The sequence below is a fragment of the Paracoccus sp. 22332 genome, assembly GCF_052045125.1.
Classification (GTDB): domain Bacteria; phylum Pseudomonadota; class Alphaproteobacteria; order Rhodobacterales; family Rhodobacteraceae; genus Paracoccus; species Paracoccus haematequi_A.
In genome coordinates, this window is record NZ_JBQEOI010000023.1 from 29,779 (window position 1) to 42,616 (window position 12,838).

Sequence of the window (12,838 nt, forward strand, 5' to 3'; positions counted from 1 at the left end):
CCTGGATCGCCACGCGCCGCGCCGACGCCTTGTCGCCAAGTGCCCGCATGGTGTCCGCGCGCGGGCCGATGAAGGTGATCCCTGCGGCCTTGCAGGCGTCCACGAAGTCGGGGTTTTCGGACAAAAGGCCATAGCCGGGGTGGATTGCGTCCGCGCCGCTTTCCTTGGCGACCCGGATGATCTCGGGGATGGACAGATAGGCCGCGACCGGCCCCAGCCCTTCGCCGATCCGGTAGGCCTCGTCCGCCTTGAAGCGGTGCAGGCCCAGCTTGTCCTCCTCGGCATAGACCGCGACCGTTTTCTTGCCCAATTCGTTGGCCGCCCGCATCACGCGGATCGCAATCTCGCCACGGTTGGCGATCAGGATTTTCTGAAACATCTCTTTCCTTCTCAACCGATTAGATGCACGCCAACCAGCACGAAAACAGCCAAAAAGACAGTTTCCGCCACGATCAGGGCAATGGCACTGCCGCCGACATCCATCATCTTGAGCAGCGAGGTCTTGATCCCCACCGCTGCGATCGCCACCAGAAGCGCCCAGCGGCTGAATCCTTCGGCAAGGTGGGCGATGGAGGTCGGGATCACACCCAGCGAGTTCAGAACTGCCAGCGCCAGAAAGCCGAAGACAAAAGTTGGCAACAGCGGCGGACGCTTGGCGGACGGGTCGCTGTTGCCCAATCCGCCCAAGCGGATTGCTAAGGAAAAGGCCAGCACGACGGGTGCCAGCATGGACACGCGGATCAGCTTGACTAATGTCGCCGTTTCTCCGACCTCGGGGCTGACAGAGAAGCCAGCGCCCACGACCTGCGCCACATCGTGGATAGTGCCGCCCAGAAACACGCCGGATTCCAACGCCGAAAATCCAAAGACTTGCGAGAGGGGCGGATATGCGATCATCGCGACCGTCGACAACACAGTGACCGAGATCACCGTGAAGGCTAGGTTGCGGTCCGTCTTGTCTGTCCGCGGCAGCACTGCCGCAATCGCCATTGCAGCCGAAGCGCCACAAATCGCTACCGATCCGCCGGTCAGCAACGCCAGCCGCCAGCCCCGCCCGAACAGGCGCGCCGCCAGCATTGCAAAAAGTATGGTAACGACGACGCCAGCGATCACCAGCAGAATCATCTCACTGCCAAGATCGGCCAGCATTTGCGCCGAGATCCTGGCGCCCAGCAAGGCAACGCCCAGCCGCAGGATAGTTTTTGCGGAAAACTCGACTCCAATTACTGTCCGCGTTCCCTGCTCTGCCAAGAAGTTCAGGGCGAGTCCCAACAACAGGGCCATGAGCATGGCGGGCGCACCGTAATGCTCTGCCAGGAACTGGGCGGTTGCGGCGACAAGGACTGAAACTGCAACGCCAGGAAACAAGATCTTAATCGCGGCTGCGGTCGGCAATCGTGCCCCAAGACCCATCGGAGTTGTGCCTGTCTTCGGACTAGACATTGACCGTCCGGCCCAGCGAATCGATCTGGCTCAGCAGTTCGTCATCAACGTTCAGTCCTTCTCGGGAAGCCTTCCGCCTGATTTCCTCTCTCCGAGCACCGGGAAGCCGCGCGCCAGGTTGATTGGCGATGGCGTCGGCAAGATCGTCGATCCGGTGGAGCGCTGTGTCGGAGAACGCCTGCGGATGCAGCGCGATCAGCAATTGGCCGACACCTGGCGACTGACCTTCGCCGTCGAAGAACGATGAAGCTTCGTAACCGTAATTGGCGCCCAGCAGGCCAGCCGCCAGCAACTCCACCATCAGCGCTAACGCCGTGCCTTTCGCATCGCCCAATGGGATCATGGTGCCTGCCAGCGCCGCCTTGGCATCGGTTGTCGGCTGTCCCTCGGTATCAAGTGCCCATCCTTCTGGAATCGAAGCGCCTTTCTGTTCTGCGGCCATGATTTTTCCCCGCGCCACCTTAGACAGCGAGACATCCACGACGATCGGCGAATGTCCCCCGCTTCGCGGCGCTGCAAAGGCGATCGGATCGGTGCCGAACAGGGCTTTGCGCCCGCCCCAGGGCGCCATTGCGGCAGGTGTGTTCGCAAATAGCAGCGCCACATACCCTTCGTTGGCAATTCGCTCCACGGTGACGCCAGCTACCCCGCAGTGGTGGGAGCGTGAGATGCCCGCGGCGGCAATCCCCTGCCCCTTGGTGTTCGCGATCAGCCAGTCCACCGCGACATCCAGCGCCGGATAGGCGAAACCACGCATCGCATCGACTGCAAGCACCCCTGGACGCGGTTGCTGGCTAGTCGGAACCGCATGTCCGTCAACCTTGCCGCTTAGCGATTGAGCGGCATAGGACGGAATCCGGCGCAGGCCATGTCCGGCCTGCCCGACGGCCTCGGCGGCGACAAGGGCGCGAGCGACGGATTGGGCATTATCGGGCGCCGTCCTGCAACGCGTCAGGGTTTGAACGACCAACTGGTGCGCATCCACAAGCGTCATCTGTACCATAGGTCACACCTCTTCCATCAGATGATCCAGAACCTTATCCGCAATAAGATTGCTGACCCGGACATTGGACTGGTCGGTCACACCTGCGACATGCGGCGTCAGGATCACGTTATGTAGATCAAGGAACCTCCCACCGGCTTCGGCGGTCAAAGGCTCGGTTTCGAAGACATCCAGGGCGGCGCCAGCAAGACGTCCTTCGCGCAATGTTGCGGCGAGTGCCACCTCATCAACAACGCCACCTCGTGCAGCATTGATCACGATGGCATCCGGACGCATCTGGGATAGCGCGTCCGCGTCAATGACATGCCGTGTCTGTGCTGTCAGGGGGACATGCAGGCTGAGCACACTGGAGTGTGCCAACAGATCAGCAAATGAGACTGACCTCACAGATCCCCAAGATGGATCGCTTTCCGGCAGATGCGGGTCGTGCGCTATTACGATCATACCAAGCGCTTTGGCCCGTGTCGCAACCTGCCGTGCAATGGCACCAAAGCCAAGCAACCCCATGACACGGCCCGACGCCTCGCCTCCGATCAGATCTTGACGAGGCCATTCGCCCGCTGCGACGCGCGCCGATGCAAGGTATGCCCCACGCAGCAACATTAGTGCCATTGTGATAACGTATTCGGCGACAGCAAGATCGTTCGCGCCGGTGGCAGGCCAGACCACAATGCCGCGCGCCTTGCAGGCTTCCATGTCGATGTTGTCCAGCCCTACTCCCAGCCGGCCGACCGCCCGCAAGTTCGGCGCGGCCTCCAGCAATTCGGCATTCACACTCGTTCGGTTGCGGACAATCAGGACGTCGACATCAGCCAGCATCGGCATCAGGTCGGAACGGCGATCGACCAGATCGGGCGCATAATCGGTGACATGCCGTGCAGCCAGCCGCGAAACAGCCGCCTCATCCATGAATTCGGTGATGACAATGCGTGCCATGGGGTTCCTTTCCTAGAAAAGCAGTGCGGGAGGCAGGGGCACGTTCAGCACCTGATCCAACAACAGGTAGAAGATACCGACCATCACGACGATGCCGACCAGATAGGCCGCAAAGCGCTGTGCAGTCAGACGACCGAACTGGCCAGTCATCATCAGGACGGTGCAGGCGATCAGCGACGTGACGAACATTCCCAGATGCGGAAAGACGATCGCCCAGCCAAGCATCGTGACGCCAAGCAGCAGGCCGCGTACAGTGCCGGGGGGCGAAGCGGCGTCGGTGCTGGTGCCGGCATGGCCGCGCAGGCTGCGCGCGATCTGCAACAGGGACAAGGCCAGCAGAACAGCGCCGACCGCATAGGGGAAGGCCGCCGCCATGGTGCTGAGGCCGCTTGCCTGGACAAGCATCCAAACGGCCAAGGCCAGAAAGGCGGCCGCTCCGACCAGACCTGTGCGGTCAACACGCCGATCCTCGGTCACAAGGCCCAGCCCGGTTGTCTGCCCACCTGCCGCACGCCGCGACCTCCGCAGGCGCAGCAAGGGCAGGCACATGGTCAGCAGGATCAGCGCCACGATGCCCCAGCTGATCGGGCGGTTGACCAGAAGCTGCCCTAGAAAGTCACCACGGGCGCCACCGATCATCCACGCGCGCATGAAACCCTGCTCGGCGATCTGCCCCAGCACAAGACCAAGGACGATGGGTGACGCGCCGAAACCCGCGCGGCCGACCGCCCAGCCGATCACGCCCAGAACGACCATCACCACGACATCATGCGGATTGGCGTGGATCGCGAAGCTGCCGATCACCGTCATGAAGGCGATCAAGGGCACTAGCATCGCCTTAGGCACGTTGGTGATGAAGCGAAACGCATAACGCCCGACGATCAGGCCGACCGGCAGCATCAGCAGCGTCGCGACGATCAGGCCGGTCATGAAGACATAGACGGTGTCATCCCCGGATTGAAACAGGGAGGGACCGACGCGGATGCCCTGCACCATCAGGGCGCCCATGATAACGGCATCGGGCGGCGTTCCGGGGATACCCAGAACCAGTGTCGGGATGAAACCGCCGCCGACGGTCGCGTTGTTGGCGCTTTCGGTGGACAAGATGCCGCCCGGCTCTCCCTTGCCATAGTTGTCGGATCGCGGTGACGCACGGCGCGCCTCGGCGTAGGCGACAAGAGAGGCGATTGAGCCTCCGGCGCCCGGCAGAATGCCGACGATCGTGCCGATCAGGGACGACCGCAGCAGGTTGAACCAGTTGCGCACGGAAATGCCAAGCGCCTCCAGCAGCCGAAAACCGCGCGCCTCCGTCGGCTCGAGATGCTTGTCAGGAGATGCAACCAGGCCGATCAGCACCGGAATACAGTAAAGCCCGATCAAGGCGGCAACGATGTCGATGCCCCCCAGCATGGACGGCATTCCGCCCGTGAACCGCGTATCCCCGCCGATCACCGCCACGCCGATCATCGACAGGAATAGGCCGAACATGCCACCGATCAGGCCCTTGACCAGGTTACCTTCCGACAAGGTTGCGATCAGGGTCAGGCCCAGGATGGCCAGCCAGAAATACTCGGTGGACTGAAAGGCCAGCGCAAGCGTCGCCAATTTTGGGGCAAGAGTGATCAGCAGAACCGCGCCGATCAGTCCGCCGACCACGCTGGCGATGGTTGCCAGCGTCACCGCCAGATCGCCATCGCCGCGCTTCGCCATGGGATAGCCATCGAACGTCGTGGCAATGGCGCTTGGCGTACCGGGGGTATTAACGAGAATCGCTGCAAATGCGCCGCCATAAACCGCCCCGGTATAGATCGCGCCCAGCATGATCAGACCGGATGCCGGGTCCATGACAAAGGTGAACGGAACCAAGACTGCAATCGCCATCGTGGCCGACAGGCCTGGAAGGGCCCCGATGATCGTGCCGCCCAGAACCCCAAGAACAGCTAGCAACAGGTTCATTGGGCTGAGCGCTTCGAACAGGATACTCATCGCATTTGCCATGGTTGCTCCCTCTGGCTTGCAAGATCGCATGACCGGGCCGGCGCACATTCGCGCGCCAGAACGGTTAGGACTGTTCTGCGTCCGGGTTTACTGTTGCGACTGCAGCTGTTCAGCAACTGCCGTATAGGCCTCGATACGTTCCGCCATGAACGCATCCATCTCGGCATAGGGCACGTCGATCATCGCGTAGCCATCAGCTTCCATCTGCTTTATGAAATCCGGGTCTGCATTGATCTGGCCGATGATGTCCGACAGCTGAACGCGCACTTCCTCCGGGGTGGAGGAGGGCACACCGATCCCCCGGTATGCGCCGCCGACCATGTCGATGCCCAGTTCTTTGAAGGTCGGGCTTTCGGGAAACAGCGGATGCCGCTCCTCGGTGGCAACGGCTAGGACGCGCACCGCATCACCCTGCCGTACGGCCACGGTGGTATAGCCCCAAAGGACATCGACCTCGCCGCCGACAAGGGCGGTTTCGGTGGCGCCGGTGCCGGTATATGGGATATAGGTCATGTCGGCACCGGTCTCATTCATGAAGACCTGGTTGGCGATATGGTTAGCCGAGTTGGTCGCCGACCCGCCCGCCGTCACGCCGCCCGGCATGTCCTTGGCCGCGTCAATCACGTCCTGAACCGTCTGATATGGACTGTCAGCGCGCACCAGCAATGCATCGGGCGTGAAATGGAACATGTAGACGTTCGTGATGTCTTCGGTCTTGTAGCCGGGATCCTGCAACATCGGCTGCAATACGATATGCGGCAGATTGGTGCCCATGATCGTATAGCCGTCACCGGTCATGCCGTTAAGCCCCGCCCATGCCTGCGCGCCGCCTGCCCCCGGCAGGTACTGCACGATCAGATCCTGTCCGGTCAGCGCCTTGAAGGGCTGCTGCTGGTAGCGCGCGGTGATGTCGCTTTCGCCGCCCGCGTTGAAGGGTATAATGTAGGTCAGCGGCCCGTCGGGATAGGCCAGCGCCGCCCCTGCCCCTGCCATCAGCATCAGGGCTGCCCCGCCGATCAAGCGCCGTGTCTTGATTCCGATCATCGTCTTCTCCTCCCCGGTGTCATTGTTCTGAACAGATCTGCGCCTGCCGCGCCCCTCCTCAAAGGCCCGGCAGGCGTTGCGTCGTCAGGCGCTGCGATATAGCTTGGTCATCGAGAACTCCCGGTGTCCCAAAGCTTCGGCGGCCGTCAAGCGACCATTGGCCGTACGAACGATCATGTCGATCAAGGAGTCCCCGGCCTGATCGATTGTCATCTCGCGGGTCAGGACGCCGGTGACGTCGACATCGATGTGCTCTGACATGGTCCGTAGCGTGCGCGGGTTGCCTGAGATCTTGATGACCGGCACGATGGGGTTACCTACCACGTTACCCTGCCCGGTCGGGAACGTGTGGATGACGTAACCGCCTGCGGCCATCAGGGTCACGCACTCAGCCGCAGCCGATGAGCTGTCCATGAAGTAAAGGCCCGGGCCTTTTTCGGGGGTCTCGGCAGGGCCGATCGCATCGATGTAGGTTGACGACTTCCCGATCTTCTCAAGGTTCCCCAAGGCCTTTTCCTCGATAGTAGTGAGGCCACCCAGGATGTTGCCCTTGGTCGGTTGGCTGTCCGAAAGGTCAGAGGTCTTGAACTGCTCGATCACGTCATCCTGATAGGACTTCCATATCGCTTTGAATTTCTCTGCGGCTTCGGGATTAGCTGCGCGAGTTTCGCAGATATGCTCTGCCCCTGTAATCTCGGACGTCTCGCCAAAGCAACCATAGATGCCGTGCGGCAGCAGCTTGTCGTACATATTGCCAACAGTCGGGCAGGACGACAGACCGGTCGTCGTGTCGCTTTCACCGCACTTGGTGGACACCCACAGATCGCTGATGGGGCAGTCTTCTTTCTGTAGTTCGGTCGCCCAGTGGACGTATTCCTTAGCTTTCCAGCTTGCCTGGCGGATCGTCTCGAAGTCGCCCTTTTGTTCGATGGAAAAGCCAGTGACAGGCTTACCGGTCTTGGCAATTCCGTCAACGATAACTTTGGTCCATTCAGGCTCGATCCCAATGACGATCACGGCGGCGACGTTGGGGTTTGCGCCGGTGCCGATGATCGTGCGGAAGTGCAGTTCCAGATCCTCGCCGAACTGCAGTCGACCGTAGGCATGTGGAATGGCCAGGGTGCCCTTGACGTTGTTGGCCACCGCTTCGCAAGCTGCATTCGAGATGTCGTCGACAGGCAGAATGACGACATGGTTGCGAACCCCCACGCGGCCATTCTCGCGGCGCCAGGCCTTCACAGTCGCGGTGCTGAAATCAAGTGCCATGGCTTACCACCTCTTCGTCTTGCAATTATGGGTGTGGACGTGGCCGCCGACCTCGGCATCGCCCACCATCTTGCCGATGTCCTCGCCATACTTGATGACGGTATCGCCCGCCTTCAGCGGCTTCAGCGCGACCTTATGTCCAATGGGGATGTCGGCTTTCGCTGTCAGGTGAAAATCGGAATTGTCGGCCGTGACAACGCACAGCATGTCGGTGCCAGCTGCCAGATCCTCGACCACGACCACCCCGACATTGTCTTCGTGATCGTGAACTAGAAGTTGTGGAATACTCAAGCGCCCCTCCTACGGTCCAAGTGTGCTCAACAATGAGGTATCATATACAGATACTCTTATACAAGATATAAGTTATATGTTTTCTGGCAGCCCGGAAGCGGGTATCATGTCCATGCAAGAACAAGGATGTCTCCATGCCGCCGCCGCTATACCAGTCTGTCATCGACGAAGTCGTTGCACGCATCGCCTCGGGCCAGTTGCTACCGGGAGGGATGCTGCCGAGCGAAACCCAGCTTGCCGCAGAAACCGGCGTTTCCCAAGGAACGGCTCGGAAAGCGCTGATCATGCTGGAACAGCATGGCATAGTGCGGCGGGAGCAAGGCAGAGGGACGTTCATCACTGCACGCACTCCCGAAGGGTCGCTGTTCAACTTCTTCCGACTTCGCCCCCGCGACGGCCGAATCCTTAGTCCCCAGGTGGAGCAAGAGCGGATCAGCAGCCGCCCGGCAACGCAGGATGAGCAGGCCAGCCTGCAAGGCGCACCCGCCACAGTCACAGAGATCCGTAGAATTCGCAGCATTAACGGTGCCCCCTGCGCGCTTGAGATCAGCGTTGTTTCAGCCGACCTTTTCCCTGGCCTTGAACGTCGTAGTCCTCTGCCAAGCGCCCTTTATGTCCTGTATCAGCAGGCCTACGGCTGCATCATCTTGAATGCGGACGAATCGATCGCGGCAGAACAGCCGGATGCGGAAACGCGACAGGCACTTACTCTGCCTGCAGACACTCCTGTGCTGAGGGTCGAGCGTGTGGCTCATGACATCCTGGGCCGCTCCGTCGAACGGCGCCTCAGCTTCTTTCGGACAGATCAGCTGAACTACATGATCCGGCTCGATTGAAGACCGCCTTCCTGAAAACCTCACCCTCAACAAAGCGGGGACAGTCCATGCGGATCATCGACGTTTGCGAAGTCACCAAGCCGATCTCCTCTCCCATCCGGAACGCCTATATTGACTTCAGCAAGATGACGGCCAGCCTTGTTGCCGTCGTAACGGATGTCGTCAAGGACGGACGGCGGGTTGTTGGCTATGGCTTCAACTCCAACGGGCGCTATGGACAAGGCGGGCTGATCCGAGAGCGTTTCCGCGACCGTCTGCTCGAAGCCGACCCGCACAGCCTGCTCAACGACGATGGAACGAATTTCGATCCGGGCAGGCTCTGGTCCGCGATGATGGCCAACGAGAAGCCTGGCGGGCATGGCGAACGCTCTGTTGCGGTCGGCACCCTGGACATGGCGATCTGGGATGCTGTGGCAAAGATCGCTGGAAAACCGCTCTTCCGGCTCCTGGCAGAGATGAAGGGGCGCGAGGCGGATTCACGGGTCTTTGTCTACGCTGCCGGTGGGTACTACTATCCCGGCAAAGACAACGGCGCACTGCGCAGCGAGATGCGCGGCTACCTCGACAGCGGCTATACTGTTGTGAAGATGAAGATCGGCGGGGCATCGATTGGGGAAGACCGCGATCGGATAGAGGCCGTGCTGAGCGAGATCGGCTCGGAAGCGCAACTGGCGGTCGATGCCAATGGCCGCTTTGATCTAGAAACCGCCATCGCCTATGCGAAGATGCTGCGCGACTATCCTCTGTTCTGGTACGAAGAAGTGGGCGATCCGCTGGACTATGCGCTGCAGGCGGCTATGTCAGAGTTCTACGACGGGCCTATGGCGACAGGCGAAAACCTGTTCTCGCACCAGGACGCACGCAACCTGCTACGGTATGGCGGGATGCGCCCCGACCGGGACTATCTTCAATTCGACTGCGCCTTGTCCTACGGCTTGGTCGAGTTCCTGCGCACGCTGGAGGTCCTGCGGCAATTCGGGTGGTCTCCGTCACGGTGCATCCCCCACGGTGGGCATCAAATGTCGCTGAACCTTGCAGCCGGTCTGGGATTGGGAGGTAACGAGAGCTATCCTTCGCTTTTCCAACCCTATGGTGGCTTTCCAGACGGCATTTCCGTTGAGGATGGGCATGTATCGATGCCCGATCTGCCAGGTATTGGATTTGAAGGAAAGTCTGAACTCATTAAGGTAATGCGCCGGTTGGCGGAGTGATGAATACACCGGCAGGTACTGCTTCGAGGTCAGAAGGCAACTTCGGGCTCAAACTCCTTGTAACGCGCCTTCCCTGACCCGACCCGTAGCAATCTTCCAAGTTCCTGATCCTCGAATTGCGTGACCGGATTACGGATTTCTCGCTGTCGATGCCACTCTGAGGTCGTGAACACATCCTGCCATCCCGATAGATTTTTGTGATGACACCCATCAGACCGGCAGTATTGCGAGCCAGCCCCGCCAACGTGCATTCTGCCTGCCGGGGGGAAGCAATCATGCCGGCAAGCAATCGTCTTATCGTTGGAATTTCCGGCGCATCCGGGGTCATTTATGGCATCCGGCTCCTGGAGCTCTTGAGCGATCTGCCGGTAGAGACCCATCTGGTCATGTCACGCTCGGCCGAGATCACCGTCGCGCATGAGACCAGCCGCAAGCTTGCGGAAATCCGCGCCCTGGCCGATCACTGCCACCGCCAGGAGGATATCGGCGCCTCGATCTCAAGCGGCTCTTTCATGACGATGGGCATGGTGGTGGCACCCTGCTCGATCCGCTCAGCCTCAGAAATCGCGACCGGCATGACCACGACGCTTCTGACGCGCGCTGCGGATGTGGTGCTGAAAGAACGCCGCCGGCTCGTGCTGATGGTGCGCGAGACGCCGCTGCATCTGGGCCATTTGCGCACCCTGACCCAGCTTGCGGAAATCGGCGCGATGATCGCCCCGCCGGTGCCGGCCTTCTACGCCCGGCCGACCTCGCTTGATGAGATGGTGGATCACACGCTTGGTCGTGTCCTGGATCAGTTCGGGCTTGAGGCCGGGACCGTGCGGCGCTGGAAAGAGCAGGGCTGAGCCGCCCCGTGGCAAAGCACGGGGCTCTTGCCCGCAAATCATGCGGCGAGGATCACCTTCATCGCTTTCTCGCGCGCGCGGCATTGCTGAAGACAGCATAGGCGGTCAGGACGTGATGCTGTGCGAAGCGGTGAGTCACCTCGACTGGTCGCGGTTTGGTGGTAACCACCCGGTTTGCACCGCGGCCATTTTTCATTGACAAGTGTTGATGATGTTGTGTCTCGCGCTACGGCTCTCCGTGGTAGGCTCAGTCCATGGAGATTGATCGGGACAAGATCGACGAGGCTGTTCTGGCGCTGCTGTGGTTGACGCTGCATGACGAGCGGCGCGCGTGGAAAGGCTTTGACTGGGACGTCCTGGAGCGGTTGCATGCCAGGGGCCTGATCGCCGATCCGGTCAACAAGGCAAAGTCGGTTGTCCTGACCGATGAGGGCCTGCGGCAGTCCGAGGAACTCTTCCGGGCGCTGTTTACGCGGCCTCGGTCTTGACCGTGCCCATTGGCGTCCAGTTCCAGGGCAGCAATTCGCCGAGACGGGTGTTCATGTGATCGTGGATGCGGTCCAGGACATCGGCAAGATAGGCCTGCGGATCGAGCCCGTTCATCTTTGCCGTTTCAATGACGGTCAGGGCGCGGGCGAGCGTTTCGCCGCCCGCATCCGAGCCTGCGAATAGCCAGTTCCGTCTGCCGACACCAATTGGCCTCAGGGCACGCTCGGCCGCATTGTTGTCGATGGCCACGCGCCCGTCCTCGAGGAACAGCGTGAGGGCAGACCAGCGGCTCAGCCCATAGCGGAAGGCCTTGGCCAGATCGCTTTTGCCCGGGATGCGCGTCAGCTGCTTTTCGGCCCAGTCCCGGAAGGCGTCGATCTTGGGCCTGGTTTCCTTCTGGCGCAGGGCCAGCCGCAACTCGGCGGGCTTGCCGCTGATGGCGCGCTCGATGTCGTAGAACTTGCCGATCCGGTCGAGCGCCTCGCGCGCGATCTCGGATTTCGTCGATGTCCAGACATCATGGAAGTCACGGCGCAGATGCGCCCAGCAGGCGGCCTCGCGGAACTGGCTCTTGCCCTCCAGATCGGGGGCATAGAGCTTGGCATAGCCCTTGTAGCCATCTGCTTGAAGAATGCCGCCGGCCTGGCCCAGATGGCCGAGGACATGGTCTTCCTTCCAGTCCGGGGCGAACTGATACACCGCACCGGGCGGGGCCTGGCCTGCCCAAGGGCGCTGATCGCGGACATAAGCCCAGATCCTGCCCTTCCTGACACCCTTGCCGAGCCCCTTGTCGCTCTTGCTGCGATCGAGGACCCGGATGGGCGTGTCATCGGCATGGAGCAGATCGCTGGCCATGATCTCGGCCTCGATCTTTTCGATCAGCGGCGCCAGGGCTTTCATCGCCCCGCCGCACCAGTCCACGAGCGTCGTGTCGGCGATATCGGCGCCCATCCGGGCAAAGATCTCGTTCTGCCTGTAAAGCGGCACATGATCGTCGAACTTCGAGACCAGGACATAGGCGAGCAGGTTCGGTCCCGCCATGCTCCGCGGGATCGGCCGGCTGGGTGCCGGGGCCTGGACGATCTTCTCACAGCGTCGGCAGGACTTCTTGATGCGCGCGATCTCGATAACCTTCAACTGCGCGGCGATCATGTCGATCAATTCGCTGACATCCTCACCGATCACCCGCAGATCGCCGCCGCAATCGGGGCAATTCTTGCCAGGGTCATATTCGCGACGTTCGCGCGGCGTGTCCTTCGAGACTTTCGGGCGGCGGCGGTTGGTTTCCTGAGGTTCAGCCGGCTCCGGAGCCTGTGCTTCCGTGTCGGGCCCCTTCTCGGCAGCGGGCGACGGGTCATTCGCCTCGGCCAGGGCCAGCTGCAGGTCTTCCAGCGCCAGCTCCAGTTGCTCGATCTCGCGTTCGATCTTTTCCGAACTGGCTCCGAACTTCTGCTTTTGCAATTTGGCAATCCG

The 12,838-nt window shown here is 61.1% G+C and carries 13 protein-coding genes; 4 read left to right on the forward strand and 9 right to left on the reverse strand.

Annotated features, from left to right (window positions below; genetic code table 11):
* From ACTJI6_RS17385 to ACTJI6_RS17420, 8 genes are all read right to left on the reverse strand, one after another.
* A partial coding sequence (locus ACTJI6_RS17385; protein ID WP_440802450.1) for a biotin carboxylase N-terminal domain-containing protein occupies window positions 1-379 on the reverse strand: 379 nt, incomplete at its 3' end.
* An 11-nt stretch (window positions 380-390) separates the two neighbouring features.
* Window positions 391-1,413 (reverse strand): YeiH family protein, encoded by a 1,023-nt coding sequence (locus ACTJI6_RS17390; protein ID WP_440802451.1) that lies wholly within the window; start codon window positions 1,411-1,413, stop codon window positions 391-393.
* 22 nt (window positions 1,414-1,435) lie between these two features.
* Window positions 1,436-2,446 (reverse strand): Ldh family oxidoreductase, encoded by a 1,011-nt coding sequence (locus tag ACTJI6_RS17395; RefSeq protein ID WP_440802454.1) that lies wholly within the window; start codon window positions 2,444-2,446, stop codon window positions 1,436-1,438.
* A 3-nt stretch (window positions 2,447-2,449) separates the two neighbouring features.
* Entirely contained in the window at window positions 2,450-3,382 is a 933-nt protein-coding gene (locus tag ACTJI6_RS17400) for a hydroxyacid dehydrogenase (RefSeq protein WP_440802456.1), read from the reverse strand.
* Window positions 3,383-3,394: 12 nt separating this feature from the next.
* Entirely contained in the window at window positions 3,395-5,380 is a 1,986-nt protein-coding gene (locus tag ACTJI6_RS17405; RefSeq protein ID WP_440802457.1) for a tripartite tricarboxylate transporter permease, read from the reverse strand.
* Window positions 5,381-5,467: 87 nt separating this feature from the next.
* Window positions 5,468-6,379 (reverse strand): tripartite tricarboxylate transporter substrate binding protein, encoded by a 912-nt coding sequence (locus tag ACTJI6_RS17410; protein ID WP_440802458.1) that lies wholly within the window; start codon window positions 6,377-6,379, stop codon window positions 5,468-5,470.
* 129 nt (window positions 6,380-6,508) lie between these two features.
* Window positions 6,509-7,690 (reverse strand): UxaA family hydrolase, encoded by a 1,182-nt coding sequence (locus tag ACTJI6_RS17415; protein ID WP_440802460.1) that lies wholly within the window; start codon window positions 7,688-7,690, stop codon window positions 6,509-6,511.
* Window positions 7,691-7,693: 3 nt separating this feature from the next.
* Complete coding sequence (locus tag ACTJI6_RS17420; RefSeq protein WP_440802461.1) at window positions 7,694-7,981, reverse strand: UxaA family hydrolase; 288 nt, start codon at window positions 7,979-7,981, stop codon at window positions 7,694-7,696.
* Window positions 7,982-8,115: 134 nt separating this feature from the next.
* Between ACTJI6_RS17420 and ACTJI6_RS17425 the strand changes: the two genes are divergently transcribed.
* The 4 genes from ACTJI6_RS17425 (at window position 8,116) to ACTJI6_RS17440 (ending at window position 11,364) form a co-directional block, all read left to right on the forward strand.
* Window positions 8,116-8,817 (forward strand): GntR family transcriptional regulator, encoded by a 702-nt coding sequence (locus ACTJI6_RS17425; RefSeq protein WP_440802462.1) that lies wholly within the window; start codon window positions 8,116-8,118, stop codon window positions 8,815-8,817.
* Window positions 8,818-8,864: 47 nt separating this feature from the next.
* Window positions 8,865-10,028: a mandelate racemase/muconate lactonizing enzyme family protein gene (locus ACTJI6_RS17430; protein ID WP_440802464.1), complete on the forward strand. Its 1,164-nt coding sequence runs from the start codon at window positions 8,865-8,867 to the stop codon at window positions 10,026-10,028.
* A gap of 200 nt (window positions 10,029-10,228) precedes the next feature.
* Window positions 10,229-10,876 carry a UbiX family flavin prenyltransferase gene (locus ACTJI6_RS17435; RefSeq protein ID WP_440802466.1) on the forward strand — a complete coding sequence of 216 codons (648 nt, stop codon included), beginning with the start codon at window positions 10,229-10,231 and terminating at the stop codon, window positions 10,874-10,876.
* A 254-nt stretch (window positions 10,877-11,130) separates the two neighbouring features.
* Window positions 11,131-11,364, forward strand: a complete 234-nt coding sequence (locus ACTJI6_RS17440; protein WP_234855580.1) for a DUF6429 family protein — start codon at window positions 11,131-11,133, stop codon at window positions 11,362-11,364.
* On the opposite strand, the gene tnpC is transcribed toward ACTJI6_RS17440, so the two are convergent.
* On the reverse strand, window positions 11,345-12,838 hold a 1,494-nt coding region (gene tnpC / locus ACTJI6_RS17445), incomplete at its 5' end, for an IS66 family transposase (RefSeq protein ID WP_440802468.1). The genes ACTJI6_RS17440 and tnpC overlap by 20 nt on opposite strands.

What these genes read in the sequence shown, in the direction of transcription:
- ACTJI6_RS17435 (WP_440802466.1), top strand. Translation starts at nt 10,229, where the DNA reads ATGACACCCATCAGACCGGCAGTATTGCGAGCCAGCCCCGCCAACGTG.
- ACTJI6_RS17430 (WP_440802464.1), top strand. Translation starts at nt 8,865, where the DNA reads ATGCGGATCATCGACGTTTGCGAAGTCACCAAGCCGATCTCCTCTCCC.
- ACTJI6_RS17440 (WP_234855580.1), top strand. Translation starts at nt 11,131, where the DNA reads ATGGAGATTGATCGGGACAAGATCGACGAGGCTGTTCTGGCGCTGCTG.
- ACTJI6_RS17405 (WP_440802457.1), bottom strand. Translation starts at nt 5,380, where the DNA reads ATGGCAAATGCGATGAGTATCCTGTTCGAAGCGCTCAGCCCAATGAAC.
- ACTJI6_RS17415 (WP_440802460.1), bottom strand. Translation starts at nt 7,690, where the DNA reads ATGGCACTTGATTTCAGCACCGCGACTGTGAAGGCCTGGCGCCGCGAG.
- ACTJI6_RS17410 (WP_440802458.1), bottom strand. Translation starts at nt 6,379, where the DNA reads ATGCTGATGGCAGGGGCAGGGGCGGCGCTGGCCTATCCCGACGGGCCG.
- ACTJI6_RS17400 (WP_440802456.1), bottom strand. Translation starts at nt 3,382, where the DNA reads ATGGCACGCATTGTCATCACCGAATTCATGGATGAGGCGGCTGTTTCG.
- ACTJI6_RS17395 (WP_440802454.1), bottom strand. Translation starts at nt 2,446, where the DNA reads ATGGTACAGATGACGCTTGTGGATGCGCACCAGTTGGTCGTTCAAACC.
- ACTJI6_RS17390 (WP_440802451.1), bottom strand. Translation starts at nt 1,413, where the DNA reads ATGGGTCTTGGGGCACGATTGCCGACCGCAGCCGCGATTAAGATCTTG.
- ACTJI6_RS17425 (WP_440802462.1), top strand. Translation starts at nt 8,116, where the DNA reads ATGCCGCCGCCGCTATACCAGTCTGTCATCGACGAAGTCGTTGCACGC.